This window comes from Nostoc sp. JL31, from assembly GCF_017114965.1.
In the GTDB taxonomy this organism is placed as follows: domain Bacteria; phylum Cyanobacteriota; class Cyanobacteriia; order Cyanobacteriales; family Nostocaceae; genus Nostoc; species Nostoc punctiforme_A.
Window position 1 is genome coordinate 124,684 of the sequence record NZ_JABXKO010000014.1, and the last position, 26,519, is coordinate 151,202.

The window sequence follows — 26,519 nt, forward strand, 5'->3', positions numbered from 1 at the left end:
TTTAAAAAATTGAGAATCTAACTACTACAATAAAAAGGTTTTATTAGATAAAATTAAAAACCACCATACTTATTTATGAATAATATTTCAACAAGCAATAATTGGGACACTTCCCTTTACGAAGATAAACACGCCTTTGTCTGGCAATATGGCGAAGACTTACTGAAATTACTCAACCCTCAGCCAGGAGAATCCATTTTGGATCTTGGCTGTGGTACTGGACAACTCACAGAAAAAATTGCCCAAGCTGGGGCTGAAGTAATGGGAGTTGATTATGCATCTGAGATGATTGAGAAGGCAAGACAAAACTATCCCCATATCCGTTTTGATGTTGCTGATGCTAGAAACTTTCAAGTAGATAAGCCATTGGATGCTGTATTTTCCAACGCTGTACTACATTGGGTAAAAGAAGCAGATAGCGCGATCGCTTCCATCCATCAATCCTTAAAACCCGGAGGGCGTTTTGTCGCAGAATTTGGTGGTAAAGGGAATATAAAGGCGATCGCCACAGCTTTATACAATGCTTTAGAGTCCATTGGTATCTCTCAAGCACAAGTAGAAAATCCTTGGTATTACCCCAGCATTGGTGAATACGCTAGCCTCTTAGAACATCAAGGCTTTGATGTCATTTATGCTATCCTGTTTCCTCGCCCAACTCCCCTCGCAGAAGGGGAAACTGGCATAGCAAACTGGATAAAAATGTTCGCCAGCCCTTTCTTCGCCGGACTTTCACCTGAGCAACAAATACAAATAATTCCCGTCGTCGAGGAATATCTGAAGCCAACACTATATCAACAAGGAACTTGGACAGCAGATTATCGAAGAATTCGCATCGTTGCCGTTAAACTTTAAGGTGTGCGAATTTTAACTTGTACATTCATAACGAATGATGAATTAGTATCAGTTATGTATATACCTAAATTGTGCGATCGCCAGATATCGTTTTCATTAGTACTAAGCATTACCCTCACAGCTTTACTAGCCCCCCCCTCACTAGCGCAAACCCGTTTAATACCGTCACCTTCTAGTGCGCCTTTAGAACTAGACTTATTGACCAAGCCAAAAGACTATGTAATCACAGCTAACACCATTCATCCAGAACGATTAACCGTTCCTAGTTTATGGTGGGCACAACAAAACTCCGAGAAAAAACTATTGGATAATTGGATAGCATATCCAACTTCTGGCAAAGAACCTGCACGAGTAGACTTGATCGTGAATCAGCAAATTTGGAGTTTACTAGAGTATGTAGAGCGCTACGACTTCGTAAATCGCTTGGGTAGCGCTGCACGGAACTTTGGTTACAACGTCCGGGTATTTAATTATCAAAAAGAACCCTTGGCAACCTACACTTGCAACTTTAGTACAAGTCCAGCTTTATGCAGTATCCAAACCACTATTAAGAACAAGATCGGTTTACAGCGTTTTTTGTAGCGATTGGGGACTGGGAGAGATGAGGGTGACAAGCGAGAAAAAGGGAAAAGCAGAATAACCATGCCCAATGCCCAATGCCCCATGCCCCATGCCCCATGCCCCATTCCCAATTAAACCTTAATTTTGGCGAATAAAGACTCGTATTGTTTTATTGCTGATGGAGGTAAGGGAAGTAAAAATTCGCTTTTATCGAAAACATTGCGATCGCTCTGCAACAAACTCCATAATGGTTCTTGGATATCGGAAGCGGTAATATTTGTAGAAATTGGCGAATTAGTTTTAGTCAGCACCGAAATTTGTTTAGCTGTACTTGGTTGCCAACAAAAATCAATCCATTGATCTGATAAACTATCCTTAGTAATGCCTGCGGGACGTACCCATAAGTCCGCCCAGATTGCTGTTCCTGACTGGGGGATAACTGCGGCAAGCTGCGGATAACGTCCCAAAATAGGCAATACATCGCTTGACCAACCAACCGCTAGCCAAGTGTCTTCCATAATTAGAGGTTCCAAATAGTTATTGGAACTGTAAAACTTCACCTGTTGGTTTAATACCTGTAATTCCTTTTCCAAGTCTGGTACTTGGTCAAGATTGTCTGTATTATAAGATTTTCCTAGCTTTTTTAAGACCAAACCAATAACTTCTCGTGGTTGATTGAGTAGGGAAATACGCTGCTGCATTCCATCTCGCCACAAATCACTCCAATCTTTGGGTGTCCATCCCAATTTTTGCAACTTGTCACGGTTATAAACAATTACTGTGCTACCCCACCTGTAAGGTGCACCCCACACCTTCCCTTGAGTATCCAAAATACCTTGTTCGTTGCGCGTTACCAGTTGTTTCCACCTTTCATCTAAAGTAGACCACTGCTTTAATTGGTTTCCCTGCACTTCTTGGAGTGGTTGAATCAATTTCTGCTCAATAGCTGCTTTTAGCCAGTAATCTCCCAATGTTACTAGGTCTGTATCAGCCGTTTTTTGACCTTGACCTTGCCTAAAGGGTATAAAGCGGCTCCATCCCTGCTCATCGCTGTTCTTTGGCTTCTGCTGCCAATTTTGTAATTGCTGAAATAAATCCTGTATACGCTCAACTGGAGCAAACTTTAACTGCACCCTTTGCTGCAAACCTTTGTGGAACTGATTCACCACCTGACCAGGTATAGAACCTTTTAATAGCTGTACTTTTAGTTGTGTCTGCTTGTTTCCACCACAGCCAAAAAGCAGTTGTGAAAGTGCCAGTGTGCTTGTACCTAGCAAAAAAGACCGTCGATCCATTGATTTTGGATTTTAAGATTTTTGATTATACCTAATATTAAGCAGAGATTCACCAGTGGCTGACTAGCTGAAAAAGTGGATCTGGAGAATTATCGGTATTTTTTATTGATAATACGGGTAATTTTGAATATTTGACTCAAATTAGCGATTTTTTGTCAAATTTCTACCTAAAGATTAAATTTTATCCATAAATTTACTTGGTGGTACTTATGGTGAACCCTTACTTATATTTAGAAGTAATGATTTAAATGTCACATTTCCAGCAAAAATTATCAATACTTAAATAATCCATAAGTATCGTTAAGGTTGGGAGTAAATTGAATAACATAAAGAAAATGTACGGATAAAGGTATTAAATGGAGCTATTACAGCAGCAGATCCTGACTTTAAGCCAAAAGCTGGATGACCTGTGCCAAGTAATTGAGCAGCTTGATGGTAAAGTCACTCAAACTTTCTCAGAGTGTTCTTTAGCGAATACACAAGCAAAGGATAATTGCCAACAAAATGGTGCAGCTGGAGGCTACCAGTTTAAAGGACGTAACAATTTAAATCCAGAAATGGAACACAAGGATGTGTTGATAGATGGCATTTATCTAGACATGCATCGTCAAGCTGGAGATAATATAACACCAGAAATTCAAATACAACGACTGACAGCGCAGTTAACAGCAGCGTACAATCGCATTGCTGCTTTAGAAGAACAATTACTTAGAGAGAGAATTCATTAATTTAGCCTGAAGTTCAACGAATAAAAAATAGATTGAGGTAGGTAAGATAAGCCTTTAGGTTCAATATCGAGTGATGGTTTTATGAGCATATACTTAGATAAAAGTAAGTAATCCAGCCACCAAGTTGATAGAAAAGTTAAACACACTATTACATACCTTTACGTAATAGTGTGATATATCTACCCATAGGTTTTTAGTCAATACCTCACTATGAAACAAAAAAAACCAACCCTAAGACTGGTGTCGTTAGGGTATTGTCTGGTTTCAAAACCAAGATTTTCTTATTAATCTGTATTTTTCTCATTAGTGTTTTTGGCATCTTGTTCTCAAATTGGTTGATGACAAGCCAGACCGCTTTCGCTAAGATTGACCTTTTGCAACCTGCTCCTACTCAACCGCTATTGTAAATAAGGGACTCAATCCCAATTGATGAAACGGCAGAAATTTACGGAGATTTCAAGTCGGAAATTCTTAAAACATTTGCAGCCAAAGAAAAGAGTAAACGCAAAACAAAAAAGATTATCATAAAGCTGTTGAAATATATAAATCTCAAAATGAAATAATTAAATTACAGAGGGTACAAATTTTATTAAAAAGCTTATGTGAGACATAGCTTGTTTCAGAACTCATATTTTTCTGAGTCTACCAACCCCACGCTTTTATCTAGCGCTATCTTTATTGTTTTAGTTCCAGAAAATCTTTAGTTACTCTAACTATAGAATCTCCATTTATATAATTTGAAGTATAATTGGGCGTTAATGGTAGATTATCACCCGATTCTAGTACTAAAATAACCCGAAAAAAGTATTCATCTATACTAGTATCAATCCGTTCAAGCTTAACATCAGTAATTTCATTCAAATAATATTGAAAAACTGTTTTTCCTAACGTTCCAAACCACCTGTAACGACTAAGCTTTACAGTATTTGTTTCTTTATCAAAATTACAAGTGATAAAGAAACCTAGTGACGCTACTAGCAACGCTAATATTCCACAGAATACAGTAATCATCACAGAAATGTAGCCAGTAAAAGCCTCATCAAGCATAACCTCTAAATTCTTCTCTATAGGGTTTTTCAAAAATTTGTTAATTCTTAATACTATTGATTGCAATTCTTCAAGGTTCAATTTTGGGTATCCTGCGCGTGAAAAAGGAAAACTATCTCTATCATTTAATAGTAAAATGTTATATCTATAATACTTTGCCTGACCATCAGTATCAATCTGAGTTTCCAATTTAGCCTCTAGTAACTCAGAAACTAGCGTTTGACTCTGTTCTCGACCTAACCAATTATTTTTTGTTAACTTACACATTACTGTTAAAGTATTTTGTCTTGTACTCAAATCAATATTTGAAGTAGATATATTGTTTGGATAACGATTGCAGACAAGTTGTGTAATAGGTGTAAATACAATAGACGCAAATAAAAATAGAACAAATAATTGACTAAAAAATATTCCCACACCTAAAAACACTTTTGGCCGAATAATAAAAATAAGTTTAGTTGATGTTTGCTCTGAGACTTTTAGAGGATTAGCTAGAGTCAAATAACATCCAGCACCTAAGTTAATTGCCAACAGGATGGCAACTAATAAAACAGTCATTTTATTTGTAGCTCCAGAACCGCTTTAGCAGATAGAAATATTACGCGTTTACCAATTAGATAATAAACCAAGAAAGGGAAAACTCCAATTCATAGTTTATTCTAATTCTTCTGTCATGCTGGGCAAGATTTTTAAACGCACAGAGAAGTAGCATCGGAGGAAACCTCCGTTTATAACTTTGGTGGGGCGCAGAGTCTTGCCAAATTTAATTCGCTAAGAATTAATGAGATGCTGTACTTAGCCGTTCAAGTTGGGCTTCAATGGCTGCCAAAAGTTGGTGTTGCTGCCAATCTTGGCTAAGATGAGCGGCTATGCAAGCGGCTCCAGCGCCCATACCTTCTTTTACAAAGCCTTGCTCATAAGCTCTGAGTTGGGGATAACGAGAATCAGCAAAGCTCAGATGAGTTGCTAATAGAGGAGGGGTTCCTACAGTCGGAGTTAAGCTGGCTTTTCCTAAGTTGAGGGCTAAGTCAACTGTAGCCCCAGTAGGATCTTCAGCCACCCAGCGGGTTGTGCCGACAACTACTGCTTCTGGTTGCCATGATAAGGCGTAAGCTTGAGCGATCGCACTCATTAGCGCATAAACCGCCAGCATTTGCGTCCCTCCAGCCAGCATTACACCACAACTACGGCTAGCAGCGATCGCCATTCCAGCTACTACCACTTGCATCGGATCGCCCACGGCGGCTACGAGTTTTAGCGGATCTACAGAATTTTGGATTTGAGATTGAAATATCTTATCCTGCTCCCTGCCCCCTGCTCCCTGCCCCCTGCTCCCCTTCATCTTCTCCAGTCCAGCTTGCACTAGTGACCACTTTTGCGAGTGGTTACAAACAGGGTGGCTACTGTTAACTTTTCCGGCAGCATCTATACCTAAACCAGTTAAGATTGCCAGGGCAGTTGTAGTACCTCCGACGACGCACTCACCAACAATCAGATACCCCTGTTGAATATTGGCAACTAGGCGTTCTCCCCAAAGTAGACCTTGTTCAAACAAGTGGTGTACTGTGGTAATTTCCATCGCAGCACCTCCACTTAAACACTGAGCAGGAGCGCCACCTAAATCAATTACTGGCACAGCAGGAGGCTGAGGTAAACCCGCATTAAATAAATGAATTGGTATCTTTAATGACTCAAAGACAGCGCGAGAAATCAACACAGGCGAAGCCCCAGCCGCCAATGGTGGTAGAGGATATTGGGCTTTATGTTCTGGGCCGTAATACAAAAACTCAGCATCGGCACAAGCTGTATATTTCCGATCCTCTGGAGTGCGACCAGCTGCTGAAATCCCTGGAATTAAACCAGTTTCAGTAAATCCTAAAACACAAGCAAATACGGGTAGACAACCACGATACCTTCGCAGCCATTGTTCACCCTGTTCTTTTTGGGTATAAATACGAATTTGGGAATTGGGCATGGGCAATTGGGCATGGGGCATTGGTTATTAGTTAGGACTGATCGTTTAACCAATGACAAATGACAAATGACTAATAACTAATAACTATCCTTCATAATCCATCAGGACTTGTACCCAGTGTGGTGGGCGGGGAATAGGGTTTCCCAGGCGGTCAAAAAGCAACCATGCTGCCAGATGTACCACAAAAAGGTAGATAAAGTTGTTGAGTAGAATTAAAGCGATCGCTCCCACTTGAATCAAAAATACACTGGGACTCGCCAACAAACTCAAGTTAAAAAATACCCACTCAATGAACTCAGTCACTTGGGTAATCACATAAATCCACAGGTCTTCACCCGACAAAACAGACAGCAACCACAGCCTAAAAAAGACTCCTAAAGTACCCAATAGCGTACCCAGAGTGATAGAAACAATCCAGGGAAGACGACGACGACACCACGTAGCACCCAAAAGGACGCCCATAAACCCGTAGGGCATGACAAACAGCAAACTGCGCGCTGGCCCCATCAGTACCGTCAGCAGTAACCCAGAGGTGAGCGCTGCCATCCATGCCGCACGTTTGCCCCAACGCAGATAAACTAGAGCGATCGGCACCGGAAAAAATATTCGCAAAACTGGGCCCAAGGGAAAGTAAAAATTAATAAACCAAATTAAGCTAGCGGTACTGGCTAAAAATGCCGTTTCCACCATCCTCAAGGGCGCATCAGCTTTGATTTGAGGAGCCATTAACTGCTGTTCTTTATCTAACCAATGATTTTGAGGAGTTGAAGATTCAGGGGATGGATCTTCCTCCGGCTGATCTGGGAGAGAATCTAAAATACTCATATCTGACAAGTTTTTAAACGATCATTCTTTCTAAGGCTGACAAATCGGGAATACAAATAGTGTCTTGATCCCGTTTAATCAAGCCTTTTTTTTCTAGCCTTGTCAACACTCGTGTCACCGTTTCCCGCGCCAGTCCGCTTAAACTACTCAATTCCCGATGAGGTAAATTGGGGATTTCAGTTCCGGTTTGCCCTTTTTTCCCCTGTCCTTCTGCCAAAAATAACAACGTATCTGCTACCCTTGACTGGCTATCAGATTCCCGCAACCGCAATCGGCGATTTACTTGCCGCAAACGTCGTGCCATTAGCTGCGCCAATCGAACTCCCGCCAAGGGTTCTATCTGAAGTAATTTGACAAAATCCTGAGCAGGCATACTACCAATTACCGTTGGGGCCAAGGTAATCACATCGGTGGATCGAGGTGCTTCATCTAGCGCCGCCATTTCACCAAACAATTCACCTTTGCCAATAATGTTGAGCGTTACCTCTTTTCCTTCCAGATTGTAGGTGCGAATTTTTACCCATCCGTCCATAATAAAATACACAGAACCACCCCAGTCATTTTCTAGCAGAATCACCTGATTGGCTGGGTGAGTGCGGGTAACAAGATGGGTGAGTGCTGATTCCACAGCAGTTTCTGGCAACCCTTGAAAAAAGGGAGCGGAGGTGATCATCCAGGAATTAGCCTGTGCTTGCAAGCTATATCGATCTTCCATTACGACATCTTTAATTCAAGCTGCTATGTACACACAAAAAACAGGAGTGCCATTTGTAGCCTAAGCTATCATTGCACAGCTCCCTTTCCAAGAAAAAACTAAACTATGCTACACAAGAAAGCGATAAGAAGTTTTTCTAAATAATCTTTACCTATAAGTTTAAACGGAGTAAAAGTTTTGCAAAAAGTAGTTTATAGCCTGCGGTTGTATTGCTTAGGGGCTAGCTGCACTGCAAACTTGATTAGTTATGAATATAGGCAAACAACATTAATGATACTAAAGGGAGTAAATTATTGCTCAGGTATTTTAGCGACTTTCAAAAATAGGCAACCAATGACCTGCAAAATTAAGCTTTTCGAGCAAAGGCTGTCTGAAGAGGACAAGGAGAGGGGGAGACAAGGAGATGGGGGCACAAAGAGAAACTTTTTTCCTTGTTTTCTTCGATGATTGAAGATTGCCACGACTCCCAGTAATCCATAACATAATGACAGTCACAAGTCCAAGTAGCGGCTTTTGCTACTCAAAACTTCTCCTATGGTCGACGCTGCGCGTAGCAAGATCCCCATAGGGGTACGGTGATTGTAAAGTAATTGTCACATTAGTTGACATAATTTCTTAGGTAAGGTAATAAAAGTGACTTTTAGTACAGATGAAATTCAAAAGCTGATCGCAGACATTGACAACTTACTTGCCAGCGGTGGCAAGCGCCTGTCAAGATTTCTCTCTGGTCAGGCGCAAGAGCCTAAAGAAGTTTTAGAGCGAATTCGCGACTTCTTGGTGAGGTTACGAGAAAAAGAAACATTAGAGAGCGGCATCCCAAATCAGTCTTCTGAAGAACCGCGTTCGCCTTTGTTAACAAAATTTATTGATCGTGGTAATAATCAGTATCCACTACCGCCGCTCGAACCCAGTCAGGAAGAGAGTACTGTTGGCGCCGGACAATTAAAAAATGAATTTTCCAGATTGATTCAGCCGTTGCGATCGGAATTAGAATTGCTCTTGCAAGAGCGAGCCACTCTCATACAAGAAATTCGGCAACTAGAGCAAAGGCGTTTGCAAAACTACTCCTTAGCGCAGCAGTTGACAAACCAGGAGCAAATAATTACCGAGTTTTTACAGGTACTCATGAGCCGCCTTGTGCCAACTTTAACGCCACTGATTGGACAGACGAGGGAAAATTCCCCCAGTTCTTCAGGAGGAATTAATTATGCAACCTCGGCAACTCAATCTTTATTAGAATCCTCTGACGATGTGGAGCGCTTAACCCAGCTAGCTAGGGAGTTAGATCAACGCCTATTATCACTAGATGGGACGGTGAATGTAGTCTTTGAAGCACTACAGCGCAACATTAACACTTATTACGAATCCCTGTCGCAAGCACTGGCAAGAATGCATAGCAAGGGGATGCAAGGCGAACAGCTGATGGCTAGCTTTGTCAACAATTTGACCCAGCATTTGCAACAAGAATCCTCTAGTTTGCAGTCGTCATTGCTGGGAGGAGAATCTGAGACACTACTATCATTGACTGAACCAGCCGATATTGCTGCTGGAGTTGCGCCCCAATCCTTGGAGCTTATCCAGCCAGAAACTTCATCTCCACTCACAATTACTTCTGAGCAACGGGAGACTACCCTCACAGAGGATCTAGATGCAGTGCTGTTGCAGCTTGGTGTAGACTCATCTGAATATTCTCAAACTCCGACCGAATTACCGCAAGATATTTCTGCGGCAATTGGTGATGAAGTAGACCAACTTTACGCTAGTTTGTTTGATGCTGGTGATGTTAATAATCCCAGCCTCGATGTTCCCACAAATGACTTATCTGCTTTCACAGCCTCTGCATCTCCGTTGAACATGGCACAGGCTCCACCTGTCTCTCCAATTGTGAATTCTGCGGTTGTAACACCAGATACAGGTCTTTCAATCCAAGAGACTTTAGGCGAAACCACAGATTCATCAGAGCCACAGGAAGAACTATTTTTTGAAGAGAATACTGACCTAGACTCACCTCTTAGCTTCTCTACTCCACAAATAGACAGTTTGCCACAAGTCGGCACTCAGCCAGCTAGTGTTGATACAATTAATACCCTAACTGACTTATTACCTGATACCGAGACTGAACTGCAATTGCTGGAAGTCTCATCTTCTGTAGATAATTCCACAACTACAGCAACTGACCCATTGCCTGATACCGATAGTGAACTGCAACTGCTGGAAGTCTCATCTTTTGTAGATGATGCCACAACTACAGCACCAGTGATTCCAGAAGTAACAGAAATTGCGTTGGTAGAGCCTACTGTTCCCGAAGCGTCTGTCTACGACACCCTGCGCGATCGCAGCGAAGATATCACCACATCGGAAGTATTAATTAACAGCGATCGCTCCGAACTGTCTTCAGATAACTACATTGCTGCTTCACCCCAGGAAAACTTGCTTTCTATTGAGTCAAACCAGTCTCCAGCCGTACCAGATATTTCTTTAGATGAAGAACAGTTGCAGCAATTAGATCGGGATTTGGCTAATTTTGATCGGCAGCTAAATTTTGAGTCGCAGCCAGATCGCAACTTGGATGTTTTCTCGGAACTACTTGATAACATTCAAGACACAATCCCCACAACTTCCCCTGAAAATCCCCAAATAGAAGAGAATACATCAACTGTTGCTTTCTCTAGTTTGGCAGTTCCCCTAGTAGAAACTGAAAAAAAAAAGGAAGTCACAATTCCTGTTCCAGAAAGTTCTTTACCTCCAATTGCTCACTCCATAAATAATCCAGAAGTTTCGCCCAATATTCTAGAATCAGTCTGGTATTTAGGAATTGATTTAGGTACAACAGGAATTTCCGCTGCATTATTAAATCGCTCGACTTTTGTTGTACATCCTATCTACTGGTCAGCAGAAAATTCGCCGGAAATAAGCTCTTTTCAGCAATCGTTTCGTTTACCAACAGAGGTTTATCTGCCTATAGCTTCTATACCCCACGGTGAAAACGAAACTATCGAAGCACATGAGCAAACAGCACCTGCGGCTGTTGCCCAAGATAAAGTACCCGATCGCTCGGCTACCACTCCTGCAACACCAAGATCGACAGCAGATCCGACGAAAAATAATCTCTACTCAGCGCAGTTGAAGCCCTATCTACAAGTAGCCATTCCCTACAAGAGCGAACGACAGAAATGGGAACCGGTTTTGCAATTAAATGAATTTTCGGCAGGGCCTTTGATTTGGGTTGTGCGATCGCTCTCTAAGTTACTATTAACCCTCAAATCCGAAAAAACAAGTACTACCCCTAGTTTAATGGCTGCCGCTATGGGGATCAGCGAACAAAATTTTCCGCAGATTATCAATAATATTGCTGGTGTAATTTGTACCTGTCCATCTAGCTGGTCGGAACAATACCGCTTTAACGTGCGGGAAGCTTTACTCACTAGCAAACTTATTCAACATCCGCAGCAAGTATTTTTTGTCGAAGAAGCGATCGCTAGTCTACTCCCGGAACTTGATGCAGTTAACGGTGAGCAAGTAAAACTAAGCGATGCTCAAGGTTCTCATCCTGCAAAAACCAGCGAACATCCCATTGTTGGCAACACCCTAGTGATTAACATTGGGACAACTGCCACAGAAATGTTGCTGGTGAATCTACCAGAAACCTTGCAGCAATTGACATACAGTGATTTCATGCTCCACAGTTTTGCTTATGCTGGCAAGGGAATTGAACAAGATATTATCTGCCAGCTGCTATTGCCACCGAAATCTCGGCAATCACGCCTAGAAACACCAAGCAATCGCAAAACTACCACGAGTAATCCTTGGCAATGGCAACCGTCAATTCCCGGTTTAGACCAAATGCGTTGGCAGACTTTAGGGTTGGAAGAATTAGAACTACCTAGAGTCGGAGAACCAGATATCACCGCTCGAATTCGTCTCCAACAGCGTCTAGAAAGTTCTCTACTGGGACAGGCGGTATTAGATGCGGCATTAGCCCTAAAGCTGATTTTGCAACACCAAGACTCTTTTACCCTAGAATTAGCCGATCAGCGGTGGGTTTTGCAGCGACGAGACTTAGAAAGCCAGGTATTTATTCCCTTTGTGCGCCGTCTGAACCGAGAACTTAACAAGTTATTGGTAGCTCGTGGTATCCCCACAGAAGCCATTAATCAGGCGATCCTGACTGGTGGAGTGGCTTGTGTCGGGACGGTGAACCGCTGGTTACGGCAAAAACTTCCTAGCACTAAGATTATTCAAGATTTATATCTCGGCGAAAACGGCGCTCCCAATTGCAGTCGGGTTGCTTATGGTTTGGCGATGCTGCCTCTGCATCCCCAGATTTTAGATATACCCAGGCAACAATACACTGATTATTTCTTGTTTACGGAATTGTTGCGACTGCTACCAGACCGTTCTTTATCTTTCGGTGAAGTTATCCAGTTATTTGAGGGTCGTGGAATCAATACTCGCATTTGTCAGCAACGGCTGCTGGCTTTTTTGGAAGGTGAACTGCCTTCCGGTTTGATACCTTCAGTCACAGAATCAACTTGGCTTACCCAGAGTTCGCAAGAAAATCCTGACTATCAGGCGATCGCCACAGCACCACTTTTTGAAAAACAAGGAAGTCTCACTTACCGTCCCAATTCTCAACAACTGTTGTCTTTACGTCGCTATCTAGATGCAATCAAGGCTAGTAATCAGCAATCACTGGAGGAACCATATACGGTGAATTTTGCCTTAGAGGTTAATCGTTGAGACTACTAGATCGCGCTAGAAATAAGAATACTACTAAAAATTCCAAATGCTCATAACATAAGCATTTGGAATTTTGCGAATTACTACTAGTACTTCAGCACAGTAATTTTTGGGATATGTCCGATAGTAGTATCTTTTTATTAGTTTTTATTAGATGGATAAAATACCGTAAATTTACAATATATCAATTGAATTGAAAGATTCCGTAAATTTTTGGTTTTTGGTTTTTACATCGGTTAAAATTTGTGTATATTAACACTCGGTAGTAGCGGCAATAGCAGTAAAAAGTCGCCTATACAATCATGTCTATGTCTACACTACTGATGTAAAAATTCCTTTTAAGACATAAGTTAGCCCTTGTGAATAATCTTTATTCAGTTAATTGTTTGCAACAGCCTTCACACCCGTCAACTTTAAGCGTGAGAAAACGATTAATTGACATTGTTGGAGCAATTGTGGGGCTGATTATTACATTTATGGTAGCAATTCCTATAGCAATTGCTACCTTTATTCATGAGCCAAGTCCAATATTTTATTCCCAAATTCGCTGTGGGTTAAACGGAAAAACTTTCCGCATCTGGAAATTCCGCTCCATGATAGTCGATGCTGATAAACTCAAGCATTTGGTTGAGAACCAAGCCAAAGGTCACATTTTTAAATCTTTTGACGATCCTCGCATTACTCCTGTTGGTAAATTTTTGCGGCATACTAGCTTGGATGAATTACCTCAATTTTGGAATGTTTTGTTAGGGGACATGAGTTTAGTTGGTACTCGTCCACCTACTCCTGATGAAGTCAGTAATTACGATCTACATCACTGGGATAGATTGCGAGTCAAACCAGGAATTACCGGAGAATGGCAAGCTAATGGGCGTTCCAGTATTACAGACTTTGAAACCATTGTGAAAATGGATATGGATTATCAACGCAAATGGTCTGTAACTTATGACCTGAGTTTGATTATTAAAACTATCTGGGTGGTATTTAAAAAGACTGGTGCTTATTAAATTTGTCATTAGTCATTAGTCATTAGTTTTTCTCCATGTCCCCGCGTCTGCTTCATCTCCCTTATCGCCACTTACTGCTTCAACCCTTAACGCCGCTACCTGTTTCTGTAGGTACAATGTAACGTTGTAAAAACAAAAATAGTAATAATACTGGGGCGATCGCAATGACTGAGCCAGCAGCTACCAACCGCCAATCAAGGGAAAATGTACCTGCTAGCTTTGCAACTCCCAAAGGAAGAGTGTATAAATTTTCGTCTTGGATGACAATTAAAGGCCACAAAAAGTCACTCCAAGCACCAATGAATACGAAAATAGCTAAAGTTACCAGTGCTGGACGAACTGCTGGTAACATAATATGCCACCATAATCCTAACTCTGAGCTGCCATCCATCCGAGCGGCTTCTTCTATTTCTTTGGGGACACTCATGAAAGCTTGGCGCAACAGAAAAATGCCAAAGGCAGAAGCTAAACTCGGAAAAATCATCCCTAAATAAGTATTTCTCAAACCCATCTGGACTGTCAAAATATAAAGGGGAATCATCACGATTTGGAAGGGAATCATAATCGTAGAGACGATCGCTACAAAAATCCAGTCTCGCCCCACAAACGACAATCTTGCCAACGGATAGGCCGCTAAAGCGCAAAACAGCAGATTTAAGCCCACAGTCAGTATTGATACCAAGGTACTGTTATACAAGTATTGTCCAAAAGGTAGAGAGTTCCACACACTAGAGAAGTTATTTAGTGTCGGTTGACTCGGTAGCAACTGTGGCGGCGACTGAAAAATATTTTCCGTAGGTGATTTCAAGGCTGTACTAATTAGCCATAGTAAAGGAAAGAGCATCAACAGTGCGATCGCTCCCAATAGCGCATACATTAGCAGAATCTGCGATCGTGATTTTTTCCAGTTCAGCATTTGATTTTGCAAATTTTATTTTGTAATTCAACAGGAATGTAAATACTCACACTACTTGCTGTTTATTTTGAAAAATATTTAAGGTATATCTAGCTCTAGTTTTAAGAATATTTAATTGGTCAACTTGTGCCAATAATCTGTCTACAATTTCAGTTTCTTCATTTGAAAAATGATTTTCAGAATTTTTAATTAATAACTCCTGTAATTGTATCTAAGCTTTGGGAGATAAAGAACTTTCTGCCAAGATTTTAGAGATAGTGGAATCATCAATGTTAACTTGACTGAAGCCATTTTGGATGGGGCTATCTTCGGTGGAGAAGAAAGTACTATTAAAGGAGCTAATTTCGATAGAGCTTCCCTCCGAGGTGCTACTTTTATAATGGTCAGTTTGGAGCAGACTACCTTTAAAAGTGCCATTTTGGATGGGACTGATTTTGGTATCATTGGTTTTGACGAACTCGATCTGACTGGAGCCAGTTTCCAGGTTTCCAATTTTAGATTGCCAGAACATATTCCTCTCGGTGGTGGACGCATCATTCTGCCATATGGTCGAGCGCTCGATGGGTAAGGCAAAGGTATCCTGAATCCTTCAACTTTTTCGAGTCAATCCGGTTTCCGTACAAATAGCTTGTAGTGGTTTATCCCAAAGCTCAATCGGTATTTGGGACAAATAGGCAAAATCAAAGACAATTCCGATAGTTGGCTTTGTTTCCCACTGCGGTAAACTGAGCAAGCGATCATAATATCCGCCACCATAACCCAAACGATATGCTTGATAGTCGCAAGCTACACTGGGTACGAGAATCAAATCTACTTCCGCAGCATCTAAGATTGGAGCGTCGGGGTGTGGTTCAGTAATGCCATAAGCGCCACTTTGGACAGAATCGTTAGGTGTCCAAATATGCCAACACAGGGATTTATCAACGCAGCGAGGAAATCCCCAACGGTATTTGGTGTTGGCAAATAGGGGACTGAGGTCAGGTTCTTGGCGAAAGCTGAAATAAGCGAGTATTGTTTTTGCTTGGGTAAACAAAGTAGAGTTTTGTAAATGAGAGCTAATGCGATCGCTATTTTCTCTCCATTCTCCAACGGACATTGATTGACGTGTTTTGAGTAGAGTGCGGCGCAGTTCTACTTTATTTAGTTGATGATTAACTTTGTCCATAAAAATAGTCAAAAAAATAAGCTGGGCATCACCCAGCTTGTATCACTCTACATTCACCAGAACATTGTTATGCAGCGTGTTGACGATACCACTCAATGGTATTCTTTAGCCCTTCTTCAAAGCTTACCTGAGCCGTGAAATTAAAGGCTTGTTTGGCACGTTCAGTATCTAAACAGCGACGGGGTTGACCATTCGGCTTATCAGTTTGCCACACAATTTCCCCCTTAAACTCCATCAATTCGCAGATTAGAGTTACTAAATCAAGAATGGAGATTTCAGAACCAGTTCCCAAGTTAACTGGTTCCGATTCGTTATAGAATTGAGTCCCCATCACAATCCCCCGTGCTGCATCTTCTGAATACAGAAACTCACGGGTAGGACTGCCATCACCCCAAACTGCAAGTTGCTTTTCTGCATTAATTTGGGCTTCGTGAACTTTGCGAACTAATGCTGGAATGACGTGGGAACTTCCGGGGTCGAAGTTATCTTCTGGGCCATATAAATTTACTGGCAGTAGGTAAATCCCATTAAAACCGTACTGCTGACGGTAAGATTGCAATTGAACTAAAAGTGCTTTTTTGGCAATTCCATAAGGGGCGTTGGTTTCCTCTGGGTAGCCATTCCAAAGATCGTCTTCTTTAAATGGCACTGGAGTGAATTTGGGATAGGCGCAAATTGTGCCAACACAAACAAATTTTTCTACTCCAGCTTGGTAAGAAGCATGAATTAGGTGGGTTCCCATAATCAAGTTATCGTAGAATAACTCTGCGGGTTTTTCGCGGTTCAAACCGATGCCACCGACATGAGCTGCTAGATGTATGATTATGTCTTGCTGGTCAACTGCAAGTTGGCTATTTTCCCAAACACGCAAATCTTGATCGCGCGATCGCGGTATTGTAATTTTATCGCGATCGGCTCCTGCTTTACACAGTTGATCTATCACCTGACGGCCTAGAAACCCCGACCCACCAGTGACTAGAATGCGTTTATTTTTTAGTTCTAAGGCGGTCATATTTTATCCTCTGTGATGCCGAATCAGAAGTGCAAAGCGCCCAGTGTTTGACGAATAGTAGCAATATCATCTGGAAATTGCGAACCTTTTCCATTAGGTGAAGTATGACCCAATGCTTGTAAGTCTGCTTCTACCATTAGGGAAACTAGTTCTTCAAAGGTTACTGATGGTGTCCAGCCCAAATTCTGCCGTGCTTTGGTAGAATCGCCAATCAACAACTCTACCTCAGATGGACGCAGGTAACGCTCATCAAACTCTACATAATCTTGCCAATTAAGATTCACATAACTAAATGCCAGTTCCAAAAACTCTCGTACCGAGTGGGTTTCACCAGTAGAAATTACGTAATCGTCTGGCTGGTCTTTCTGCAACATCAACCACATTGCTTTGACGTAATCCTTCGCATAGCCCCAATCTCGCTTGGCATCTAGATTACCCATGTAAATCTTTTTCTGCTTCCCAGCAACGATACCAGCCACCGCTCTAGTAATTTTGCGGGTTACAAAGGTTTCACCCCGCCGTGGTGACTCGTGGTTAAAAAGTATACCGTTACAAGCAAATAAATTATAAGATTCACGATAATTTACAGTTTGCCAGTGAGCGTAAACTTTCGCACAGGCATAGGGACTGCGGGGATAAAAGGGCGTTGTCTCAGTTTGAGGTATTGCTTGTACTAAACCGTACATTTCTGAAGAACCCGCCTGGTAAAATCGCACCTGAATTCCGGTACGATGCTGGTAGTCTCGAATTGCTTCCAACAGACGCAATGTCCCCATTCCTACTGCATCCACTGTGTATTCGGGTGAATCAAAGCTGACTCTGACGTGGGATTGAGCGCCGAGGTTATAAATTTCTACTGGTTTTACTTCTTCTAAAATACGCCGCAACGTTGTACCGTCTGTCAAGTCGCCGTAGTGAAGAAACAACCGTACTCCCTCTTTATGGGGATCTTCGTAAATGTGATCGATACGGTCTGTGTTGAAGGTAGAAGTCCGGCGAATGATGCCATGAACTTCATAACCTTGTTCCAACAAAAACTCACTTAGATATGAACCATCTTGTCCCGTAATACCAGTAATCAACGCTCGCTTCTGTTGCGTCATACTAATTATCCCTTATTGTCTTTGATTAAAAATTTACAGCCAATCTGATACAACCTAGCAACTAATTGCTGAATTGCCTAATGGCAAACCTACGAGTTCTTGTGGTTATGAGACTTTTTCCGTAAATAAATATACTTAACAAAAATTAATTTAGCACGTAAGTCGAACATTTAGATAGCTCAAGATTATTTAATTATGTATATTTTCTTTTACCGATAGCTCAAGATTATTTTTATGTATGTTGTTTTTTGTCAAAACTTCATATATCTCTAGTTTTGTGAAGACTTAATAAAATAGCCATTTTAAATTAGACTTCTGGTAAATGTGCCAAATATACGCACTCACAGAAGTCTGAATTAAGTAGAAAAGCACAAATTATAGAAACAAAAATGAGCAATCCTTTAGCTTGAGGGGAGAATTGGTACTTAGGGGCATTGACTGCCCCACAGAATTCAACCTCAGTAGTTACTCAGTATGCGCCGTTATTTTTGGGTAGAATTACCACATCAACAGTTTTCAAGATGATCCATAAATCAAGCCAGAAATTCCTAAATTTGACATAATGCAGGTCTATTTGGACTCTCCGAGGATAGGGAATGTCATTACGCCCAGATACCTGCCACAAACCAGTAATTCCTGGACGGATTGTTAAAATCTCGTCAATGTGACAACCGTATTTTGGCAGTTCTTGTGCTACCAATGGTCGGGGACCGACTACACTCATGTCCCCTTTTAAAACGTTCCAGAACTGGGGAAATTCGTCTAAGCTAGTAATTCGCAAAAATCGACCAATTTTGGTAATCCGGGGGTCTTGTTTCAGCTTAAAACTGCTCTCAAATTCTTGCCGCAATTCGGGTGATGTTTCCATCATTTGCATGAGGATTTCATCCGCATTGCTTACCATTGTTCGGAATTTAATACAATTAAACGCTTTGTAATTTTTCCCTACCCGTTCCTGGACATAAAAAATTGGCCCTTCTGAGCTAAAGGCAATCAGCAAGGTCAAAATTAAGTAGACGGGGAAGAACAAAATTAATACCGACAGCGAAAACACTATATCGAACAGTCGTTTGGCTAACTCTCCGTTTAAACCCTGAAAAGATAAACCTTTGGGCTTAACTTTTGGCGTCTTTGTTTTTTGACCGCGTTTTAAGAAACGCGTAGACGCTCTAGTGTCTTGCCTTACGCCTCGCTTGCCGGAGAGGAGTGAGCTCTGGGCAGTCATCATACTCCTTAATAATCCACACCACACATAGTCCCAATATTAAAGCCAAAATGATGTGCTTCTGGGGAAAATTGCCAAAAGCCTAAAAAAATAAGACGTTAATCAAGACCATCATTCCGAAAACGGTCTTTTTCGTTGCACTTGTTTACAAAATTTAGATAACGATCTGCAAAGATTTGCGGTGAAAACAGCGCGGCGTGCGATCGCATATACTCGGAATTGAACAAACCCTCATACATTTCAAACTTTTCTACTGCCTCCACCAAAGCCGCCTCGGTTTGCGTCTTGAAAAATATACCTGTCCCTGTATCCGCATCAGAGCGGATATCTCGCACTGTTTCTAAAGCACCCCCTGCACCATAAGCAATTACTGGCGTGCCGCAGGCTTGTGCTTCCACTAGGGCAATACCAAAATCTTCACAAGCTGCATACACAAACGCCTTAGCCTTAGACATATATTTTTTTACCACATTATCGGGTTGCCAACCGAGTATTTGGATATTTGAGTTTGCCATCTCGCGAATCTTGTTCATTTCATCTCCTGTACCAATGACTACTAATGGTCGTTTTAGTTGGTTAAAAGCCTTGACAATCAACGATATTTGCTTGTAACTCACTAACCGGGAAACTGTCAGGTAAAAGTCCTCTTTCTCAGACAGAAACGGAAATTCCGCAATATTCACTGGTGGGTAAATTACTGTTGCTTCTCGCCGATAGCAACGCCAAATCCGCCGAGCTGTATGCTGCGAGTTGGCAATAAAGTAATCAACGCGATTGGCACTCAATACATCCCACTGGCGCAAACGATGTAATAAATATCGAGTCACCCATCCAGGTAAACCACTACCCAGTTTGCTGTGGCGCAGATAATCAAAGGTCAAGTCCCAGGCATAGCGCATAGGGCTGTGACAGTAGCAAATATGCATCTGTTCGGGAGTGGTAAGGATTCCTTTGGCAACAGCATGGGATGAAGACAGAATTACATCATAATGCCGCAAATCCAGTTGTTCAATTGCCAAGGGCCACAAGGGCAAGTATTTTTGTATACCGTTGCGGGCATAGGGAAAGTTCTGGAGAAACGTCTTGCCAATTTGACGCTTGTATAAATAACTTTCTCTATTACTGGATTCAAAATCTATGAGAGCATACAAATCAGCATCAATGTGATTCAAAATTTCTCGTACAACGAGTTCTGAACCACCGGTGGCTTTGGGTGTTAGCCACTCATGAACCAGAGCATATTTCAAGGGCACAGCTAACTTGAATAAGTGGAAAATACAAAGGCTAACTTGATGACGTTAACTGAAAAGTTTCCCCTTGTGATTAATTAATGGGAAGCGCCCCAGATTAGCACATAAGACGGAATCTTTCCCTCAGAGGTTCCAGATGGATGCGGCAACCTGATAATCTCAGATTGGGGAATGGGGCATTGGGCATTGGGCATGGAGAAGAGACAAGAGAGACAAGTCAGAGGGAGAAGGCAAGGAAGAAAAGAAACTTGTTCAATTCCCCATTGTCTCCCTACTCCCTTGATGACAACTGATATAGAAAGGGTGAATTTATGCGAATTCTGGTTATGGGTGGTACTCGGTTCATTGGTGTCTATTTGACTCAACTACTAGTGGAAAAAGGACACGAGGTAGTGCTGTTCAATCGTGGAAATCGGCCAGCACCTTCTTTAGAGGGAGTAGGACAAATTATAGGCGATCGCACTGATGCTACTCAATTAAAGGCAAAGTTATCACAAGAAAACTTTGATGTTATTTTTGACAATAACGGGCGCGAACTTACTGATACTCAACCACTAGCAGAAATTTTTCAAGGACGAGTGCAACATTTTGTGTATATGAGTTCTGCGGGGGTGTATCTCAAATCCGATCAATTGCCCCACATAGAAGGCGATGCTGTAGATCCCAAAAGTCGTCATAAGGGTAAACATGAAACAGAAGCTTATCTGACTCAATTGGGATTACCATTCACTTCTATTCGTCCTACTTATATTTACGGGCCTCGTAATTATAATGAGTTGGAAGGCTGGTTTTTTGACAGAATTGTGCGCGATCGCCCCATTCCTATCCCCGGAAATGGCTTGCATATCACGCAGCTAGGTCATGTAAAAGACTTGGCACTAGCAATGACTCAGGTTTTGGGCAATAAACAAGCCGTAGGGCAGATTTATAATATCTCTGGCGATCGCTTTGTCACTTTTGATGGTTTAGCCCGTGCTAGTGCTGTCGCGGCTGGTAAATCACCCGATGCGGTCAAAATTGTCCACTACGACCCGAAAAAGTTTGATTTCGGCAAACGCAAAGCTTTTCCGATGCGGGTGCAGCATTTCTTTGCTTCGGTGAATAAAGCGCAAACAGAATTAAACTGGCAACCTGAATATGATTTGATTTCTGGGTTACAAGACTCTCTGGAAAATGACTATTTAGCTAATGCAAAAGATAAAGCTGATGTTGATTTTTCTGTAGATGAGGAGATTTTACAAGCGTTGTGAGTAGCTAGGGCGAATAGAATTCGCACGCCAGTTGCTCATGGGGGAAACCCCCAAGACCGCACTGGCTTGGCTATACAGGCAATGTCCGCCTCCGCGGACTAAGGTCAAATTAAGGGTTTGAAACCCACCTTTGTGGGTTTTGTTTCGTGTAGACGCGCTTTCTAACCGCCTGCTGCATCTTCACAACTCATCAGGGTTAACGCCTAACTCTCGCAGTTGTGCTGCTAATCTGTTAGCACGTTGACTTTCTCGTTCTAGCGGCGTGAAAAGCCAATTCCCGGATGCATCATACCAACGTAGCCACAATCGCTCAATTCCTTGGTAAGAACCTCGCCAAAGTCCTAAACCTAATTCCAAACCCGGCATCCACACCCGTGGAGTACTCAAGTCCAATGCGCTGTAACTATCTGCAACTAATTGAAATACTTGGAGTTTGTCAGTATAGCGGTCAAACACAATGTAGTAAGGAACTCGCAAAATCCGCTCATAAACTTCCCATTTGGTCGGCGGTTGGTTAATCTCCCGCAGAGTTTGTCCTAAGTCTTCTTTTTCAGTGCCAGGAGAAAGCAATTCTACCACTACAAAAGCAGCAACCCCTTCTTGCCAAATTACATAACTGAGACGCAAGTTTTGTTGTTCATAGAGACGCGAAACTCCCACAGCAGCAAACCAGTCTGGGCGTTTGTACCACAGTGTATGCCGCAGGTCATAGTAAAGATTTAAGTCACTGGCAACAAATACTTCCTCTGCTGGATAGTTAGGTGGACAGAAGGTTTCGCGCAGAAGTTGGGGCTGAAAAAGGTGAAATTCGTCAGACAAACCAGAGTCCTCCGGGTATTCACTGGGAAGATCGTACATGGTGGGTAGGGTTTCTTTTGGAGGGCGCGGCGGGTCTGTTTGGTACATAACGGGAATCCTGACCGACTAATTTTAAGTTAACGGATCGCAGTAAAGGTTGAGTCAAAATCAAAAATATTTTCTTCTACCTGGGAAAGACGCGATAAATTGCATTTTTAGTATTTACTGAGACAGGAATGAAAATTTTCTTTATTAGTCAGAGAAACCTTTTTTAAAATTGTCTGAAGACTACTGAAACTAGTTTCTGTAAATACTATTGTTGGTTGATAATATGAGCCAGGTTGTGCAATATCCACTCCACAATGTACTAGAGTGCCGTGCCCGCTTGGGTGAAGGCCCCATGTGGGACTCTACCCAAAACCTAATTTACTGGGTTGATATCTACAACCATCGGGTACATCAGTTAAATCCGGCGACAGGGAAAGCCTTGTTTTTTGATGTGGGAGATGTCGTAGGCGCGATCGCAACAGCAGGGAAAGATAGATTAATTATGGCACTGCGTCATCACTTGGCATTTCTCAATACCCAGACAGGTGAAGTTACACCCATTTTGGAGATTGAAGGAAATCTGCCAGACAACCGTTTTAATGATGGCAAATGTGACCCCCAAGGCCGCTTTTGGATCGGCTCAATGTGTTCTTTAGAAAAACCCCAGGCTAGCCTCTATCGCTATGATCGTGATGGTTCATTGCATTTGATGGAAACGGGATTGACTATCTCTAATGGTCTGGGGTGGAGTCCCGATCAAAAAACGTTTTATTTGAGTGATTCTCCTCAACAAAAAATATATGCTTTCGACTTTAATTCAGTAACAGGTAACATTACTAATCGTCGGATTTTTGTTGATTTAACTCATGAATCTTTCTACCCAGATGGCTTGACAATAGATAGTCAAGGAAATATTTGGTCAGCTATGTGGGATGGATGGTGTGTGATTCGTTTCAACCCCAAGGGTGAAGAGATATTGCGGATAAAACTACCTGTTCCACTCGTAACGAGTTGCACCTTTGGCGGCAAAGATTTGCAAACACTCTATATTACCACTGCTTCAGTTGGACTCAGCCAAGGGGAGATTGAAAAAAGTTTCTACTCAGGTGATTTATTTGCTCTGCAAACTGATGTTACTGGCTTACCTAGCTATGATTTTGAGAAATAAAGTAGTAGCTGTGTCAAGGTGAGGTGCTAAATTGCCTCTCATATTTGTTCAACTCGACTCTTTATTTGTTTGCGAATTCTAAAAATTCCGAGTTTTAAACTTTTGATCTTGAAGTTCCGGGTTCAAAGGTGCAACTTCTGAGTTCAAAGGTGCAACTTCCGAGTTCAAAGGTGCAACTTCCAAGTTCAGAGGTGCAACTTCCGAGTTCAGAGGCTCAACTTCCGAGTTCAGAGGCTCAACTTCCGAGTTCAAAGGTGCAACTTCCGAGTTCAGAGGCTCAACTTCCGAGTTCAGAGGCTCAACTTCCGAGTTTAAAGAGACTTCCAAATAAAAAAACATCAGTCCCGTGGAGCTTTCTTGGTTTCACTTTGTACTTAAAGGTATATTTTCCCTAGTTGGAATTTGTAGTATGAGGTAAATTGCTCCAGATATTAACGTCAAGGCAACAGAGTGCTAATAATTAGGGTAAGGATTGGATAAACTGAAAAAAAATGTTTGTAGTCAAAGGCTTTGGTAGTGGTTTTCCTTGTGCTTGGTAATCTTCAATCAAAAGTTCTAGCACTTCTTCACCATTATTGAGAGCATCAGCGTAGGTATCTCCGTGAGTGTGTGCATAGGGGCCAAACTCAGGTAGGCTGACAATGTACTTTTTATCTTCCACCGACCACTGAATTACAATACTATATTGCAGTTTCATTCGTGTTCAGTGCTAGCTTTTTGCGGCAAAAGATAAATACCCCCAGAGATTAAAGTCAAGGCGACAGAAACCCAAAAGGCAATTAGAGAGGGAGTTTGCCACACTTCACCCAGAGGCGCAATCAGAAGTGCGATCGCAACTATTTGACTAACAGTTTTGAGTTTACCCCAAATATTCGCTCCGGTAATTGTCGTTTGATTCACCCGCCAACCAGCGATCGCTAATTCTCGCGCTAAAATCAAAAACACTCCCCAAGCTGGCACTTTTCCGAGTTCAATAAAAACCAGCAATGGCGCAAGTACCAGAAGTTTATCCACTAAGGGATCGAGAAATTTGCCCAACTCACTAATTTGGTTGAGTTTCCGCGCCAAATAGCCGTCTAGCCAATCTGTCAATGCAGCAACGAGAAAAATCGCCAAACATATCCACTGAGCTTGAGGTGTGGGATTATATAAACCATAAAGCAGAAATGGTATCCCCAATAGGCGAGAGAAGGTAATCCAGTTGGGTATGGTCATAGGGAATTCAAAAATAAAACTTCAAAATTAACAAGTGTAAAGCAATAAGCAGCAAGCAAATATGCAAAATATATGCAGATTAGTGTATCTGAGTGTGGCTGCGTGGGAAAATTTGTTTTCTGTAGCTCTCCTAAAACAATACTATGACTGAACACACAGATTCCCAATTCCGCATCGAACGCGATTCGATGGGCGATCGCCAAATTGCTAGTAGCGTTTATTACGGTATCCAAACGCTTCGGGCGATTGAAAACTTCCCCATTAGCGGCATTAAGCCTTTAGCTACTTACGTAGATGCTGGATTAATAATTAAAAAAGCTACAGCAATTGTAAATGGAGAACTAAATTGCATTCCCCAAGATATTAGTCAGGCGATTGTGCAAGCAACTGATGAAATCTTAGCTGGTAAGTTCCGCGATCAATTTGTCGTGGATGTTTATCAGGCGGGTGCTGGAACATCCCACCACATGAATGTCAACGAAGTTTTGGCAAATCGCGCTTTAGAAATACTCGGTGAAGAAAAGGGCAATTACAAACGTGTTAGTCCCAATGATCACGTTAATTATGGGCAGTCTACCAATGATGTGATTCCTACCGCAATTCGCATTGGTGGATTATTGGCATTATCTAAGACATTACACCCAGCAATAGATGGTGCGATCGCATCTTTAGAAAACAAAGCTGTAGAATTTCAAGATATCGTCAAATCTGGCAGAACCCACTTACAAGACGCTGTACCCGTGCGTTTGGGTGAGAATTTTAGAGCTTGGGCGCAAATTCTTACAGAACACCAAAACCGGATTTACACCGCCTCTGGAGATTTGATGGTGCTGGGTTTGGGAGGTAGTGCAGCCGGAACGGGGTTAAATACTCATCCTCTATATCGTGCCCGTGTGGTAGAAGTTCTTTCAGAATTGATTGAAACTCCTTTAGAACCTGCGCCGCATCTCATGGCAGCTATGCAAAGTATGGCTCCATTTGTGAATGTTTCCGGTGCTTTACGCAACTTAGCCCAGGATTTAGTCAAAATATCTCATGATTTACGGCTGATGGATTCGGGGCCAAAAACTGGTTTGAAAGAAATTCAACTACCTCCAGTGCAACCCGGTTCCTCGATTATGCCAGGGAAATATAACCCAGTCATGGCAGAGATGACATCAATGGTGTGTTTTCAGGTGATGGGTTACGACAGTGCGATCGCTTTAGCCGCACAAGCCGGACAATTAGAATTAAATGTGATGATGCCGCTGATTGCCTATAACCTAATTCACAGTATTGAAATTCTCGGCAATACCATTGCTGCACTCACCGAACGCTGCATTGAGGGAATTACTGCTAATCAGGAACGTTGTTTAGCTTATGCCGAAGGCAGTTTAGCTTTAGTAACCGCACTAAATACCCACATTGGTTATTTAAATGCCGCATCTGTCGCCAAAGAATCTTTAGAAACTGGTAAATCCCTGCGGCAAATTGTTTTAGAACGAGCATTGATGAGTGAAACAGATTTAGCCACAGTGTTAAATCTAGAACAAATGAGTGGTATCTTACCGCTTAAAACAGAATAATAGGTTATGGGTTATGGGTTACAGGTTATAGGTGACTAGCCTCTATTGCCTGTTCCCTG

General features: G+C 42.0%; 24 protein-coding genes. 9 read left to right on the forward strand and 15 right to left on the reverse strand.

Annotated features, from left to right (window positions below):
- The first annotated feature begins 75 nt into the window (after positions 1-75).
- Complete coding sequence (locus tag HWQ43_RS01760; RefSeq protein WP_292729369.1) at positions 76-852, forward strand: class I SAM-dependent methyltransferase; 777 nt, start codon at positions 76-78, stop codon at positions 850-852.
- A gap of 54 nt (positions 853-906) precedes the next feature.
- A complete protein-coding gene (locus HWQ43_RS01765) occupies positions 907-1,434 on the forward strand; it encodes a hypothetical protein (RefSeq protein ID WP_292729372.1) in 528 nt (175 codons plus the stop codon).
- Positions 1,435-1,544: 110 nt separating this feature from the next.
- Here HWQ43_RS01765 and HWQ43_RS01770 read toward each other — a convergent pair whose 3' ends face one another.
- Positions 1,545-2,708, reverse strand: a complete 1,164-nt coding sequence (locus HWQ43_RS01770) for an extracellular solute-binding protein (RefSeq protein WP_292729375.1) — start codon at positions 2,706-2,708, stop codon at positions 1,545-1,547.
- A 356-nt stretch (positions 2,709-3,064) separates the two neighbouring features.
- On the opposite strand from HWQ43_RS01770, the gene HWQ43_RS01775 reads away from it, so the two are divergent.
- A complete protein-coding gene (locus HWQ43_RS01775) occupies positions 3,065-3,436 on the forward strand; it encodes a hypothetical protein (protein ID WP_292729378.1) in 372 nt (123 codons plus the stop codon).
- Positions 3,437-4,111: 675 nt separating this feature from the next.
- Here the strand turns inward: HWQ43_RS01775 and HWQ43_RS01780 are convergent.
- The 4 genes from HWQ43_RS01780 to HWQ43_RS01795 all read right to left on the reverse strand — a co-directional run bounded on the left by HWQ43_RS01780 (position 4,112) and on the right by HWQ43_RS01795 (position 7,998).
- On the reverse strand, positions 4,112-5,041 hold the full coding sequence (locus HWQ43_RS01780) for a hypothetical protein (protein WP_292729381.1): 930 nt from the start codon (positions 5,039-5,041) through the stop codon (positions 4,112-4,114).
- 220 nt (positions 5,042-5,261) lie between these two features.
- A complete protein-coding gene (gene cobT / locus HWQ43_RS01785; protein ID WP_292729659.1) occupies positions 5,262-6,458 on the reverse strand; it encodes a nicotinate mononucleotide-dependent phosphoribosyltransferase CobT in 1,197 nt (398 codons plus the stop codon).
- 84 nt (positions 6,459-6,542) lie between these two features.
- The gene (locus HWQ43_RS01790; protein ID WP_292729384.1) at positions 6,543-7,283 is read right to left on the reverse strand and encodes a DUF2232 domain-containing protein; all 741 of its coding nucleotides are present in this window, start codon (positions 7,281-7,283) and stop codon (positions 6,543-6,545) included.
- A gap of 13 nt (positions 7,284-7,296) precedes the next feature.
- Positions 7,297-7,998: a Crp/Fnr family transcriptional regulator gene (locus HWQ43_RS01795; protein ID WP_104905149.1), complete on the reverse strand. Its 702-nt coding sequence runs from the start codon at positions 7,996-7,998 to the stop codon at positions 7,297-7,299.
- Positions 7,999-8,631: 633 nt separating this feature from the next.
- Between HWQ43_RS01795 and HWQ43_RS01800 the strand changes: the two genes are divergently transcribed.
- A complete protein-coding gene (locus HWQ43_RS01800; RefSeq protein ID WP_292729396.1) occupies positions 8,632-12,738 on the forward strand; it encodes a hypothetical protein in 4,107 nt (1,368 codons plus the stop codon).
- A 359-nt stretch (positions 12,739-13,097) separates the two neighbouring features.
- The gene (locus HWQ43_RS01805) at positions 13,098-13,745 is read left to right on the forward strand and encodes a sugar transferase (protein WP_292729399.1); all 648 of its coding nucleotides are present in this window, start codon (positions 13,098-13,100) and stop codon (positions 13,743-13,745) included.
- 79 nt (positions 13,746-13,824) lie between these two features.
- On the opposite strand, the gene HWQ43_RS01810 is transcribed toward HWQ43_RS01805, so the two are convergent.
- A complete protein-coding gene (locus HWQ43_RS01810; protein ID WP_292729402.1) occupies positions 13,825-14,661 on the reverse strand; it encodes a carbohydrate ABC transporter permease in 837 nt (278 codons plus the stop codon).
- Between the two features lie 277 nt (positions 14,662-14,938).
- Here HWQ43_RS01810 and HWQ43_RS01815 point away from each other — a divergent pair, with 277 nt between their 5' ends.
- Positions 14,939-15,229, forward strand: a complete 291-nt coding sequence (locus HWQ43_RS01815) for a pentapeptide repeat-containing protein (protein WP_292729405.1) — start codon at positions 14,939-14,941, stop codon at positions 15,227-15,229.
- A gap of 21 nt (positions 15,230-15,250) precedes the next feature.
- Here the strand turns inward: HWQ43_RS01815 and HWQ43_RS01820 are convergent, their stop codons facing one another.
- The 5 genes from HWQ43_RS01820 to HWQ43_RS01840 form a co-directional block, all read right to left on the reverse strand.
- Positions 15,251-15,826 carry a 5-formyltetrahydrofolate cyclo-ligase gene (locus tag HWQ43_RS01820; RefSeq protein ID WP_292729408.1) on the reverse strand — a complete coding sequence of 192 codons (576 nt, stop codon included), beginning with the start codon at positions 15,824-15,826 and terminating at the stop codon, positions 15,251-15,253.
- A gap of 67 nt (positions 15,827-15,893) precedes the next feature.
- Entirely contained in the window at positions 15,894-16,838 is a 945-nt protein-coding gene (locus HWQ43_RS01825; RefSeq protein ID WP_292729410.1) for a GDP-L-fucose synthase, read from the reverse strand.
- A gap of 23 nt (positions 16,839-16,861) precedes the next feature.
- Positions 16,862-17,941, reverse strand: coding sequence for a GDP-mannose 4,6-dehydratase (gmd, locus tag HWQ43_RS01830; protein WP_099099379.1), 1,080 nt, complete (start codon positions 17,939-17,941; stop codon positions 16,862-16,864).
- Between the two features lie 469 nt (positions 17,942-18,410).
- The gene (locus tag HWQ43_RS01835) at positions 18,411-19,166 is read right to left on the reverse strand and encodes a sugar transferase (protein WP_292729662.1); all 756 of its coding nucleotides are present in this window, start codon (positions 19,164-19,166) and stop codon (positions 18,411-18,413) included.
- A 98-nt stretch (positions 19,167-19,264) separates the two neighbouring features.
- Complete coding sequence (locus tag HWQ43_RS01840) at positions 19,265-20,419, reverse strand: glycosyltransferase (RefSeq protein ID WP_292729414.1); 1,155 nt, start codon at positions 20,417-20,419, stop codon at positions 19,265-19,267.
- 308 nt (positions 20,420-20,727) lie between these two features.
- Between HWQ43_RS01840 and HWQ43_RS01845 the strand changes: the two genes are divergently transcribed.
- Complete coding sequence (locus HWQ43_RS01845) at positions 20,728-21,666, forward strand: NAD-dependent epimerase/dehydratase family protein (protein ID WP_292729416.1); 939 nt, start codon at positions 20,728-20,730, stop codon at positions 21,664-21,666.
- Positions 21,667-21,846: 180 nt separating this feature from the next.
- Here HWQ43_RS01845 and HWQ43_RS01850 read toward each other — a convergent pair whose 3' ends face one another.
- On the reverse strand, positions 21,847-22,572 hold the full coding sequence (locus HWQ43_RS01850; RefSeq protein ID WP_292729420.1) for a Uma2 family endonuclease: 726 nt from the start codon (positions 22,570-22,572) through the stop codon (positions 21,847-21,849).
- A 223-nt stretch (positions 22,573-22,795) separates the two neighbouring features.
- On the opposite strand from HWQ43_RS01850, the gene HWQ43_RS01855 reads away from it, so the two are divergent.
- Entirely contained in the window at positions 22,796-23,680 is an 885-nt protein-coding gene (locus tag HWQ43_RS01855) for an SMP-30/gluconolactonase/LRE family protein (protein ID WP_292729423.1), read from the forward strand.
- A gap of 78 nt (positions 23,681-23,758) precedes the next feature.
- Here HWQ43_RS01855 and HWQ43_RS01860 read toward each other — a convergent pair whose 3' ends face one another.
- The 3 genes from HWQ43_RS01860 to pgsA all read right to left on the reverse strand — a co-directional run bounded on the left by HWQ43_RS01860 (position 23,759) and on the right by pgsA (position 24,895).
- Complete coding sequence (locus tag HWQ43_RS01860; protein ID WP_292729426.1) at positions 23,759-24,019, reverse strand: hypothetical protein; 261 nt, start codon at positions 24,017-24,019, stop codon at positions 23,759-23,761.
- 121 nt (positions 24,020-24,140) lie between these two features.
- The gene (locus tag HWQ43_RS01865) at positions 24,141-24,377 is read right to left on the reverse strand and encodes a type II toxin-antitoxin system HicB family antitoxin (protein WP_292729429.1); all 237 of its coding nucleotides are present in this window, start codon (positions 24,375-24,377) and stop codon (positions 24,141-24,143) included.
- Positions 24,374-24,895: a CDP-diacylglycerol--glycerol-3-phosphate 3-phosphatidyltransferase gene (gene pgsA / locus HWQ43_RS01870; protein WP_292729432.1), complete on the reverse strand. Its 522-nt coding sequence runs from the start codon at positions 24,893-24,895 to the stop codon at positions 24,374-24,376. The genes HWQ43_RS01865 and pgsA overlap by 4 nt, the downstream gene beginning before the upstream one ends.
- A 143-nt stretch (positions 24,896-25,038) precedes the next feature.
- On the opposite strand from pgsA, the gene HWQ43_RS01875 reads away from it, so the two are divergent.
- Positions 25,039-26,460: an aspartate ammonia-lyase gene (locus HWQ43_RS01875; protein ID WP_292729435.1), complete on the forward strand. Its 1,422-nt coding sequence runs from the start codon at positions 25,039-25,041 to the stop codon at positions 26,458-26,460.
- Positions 26,461-26,519: the final 59 nt, after the last annotated feature.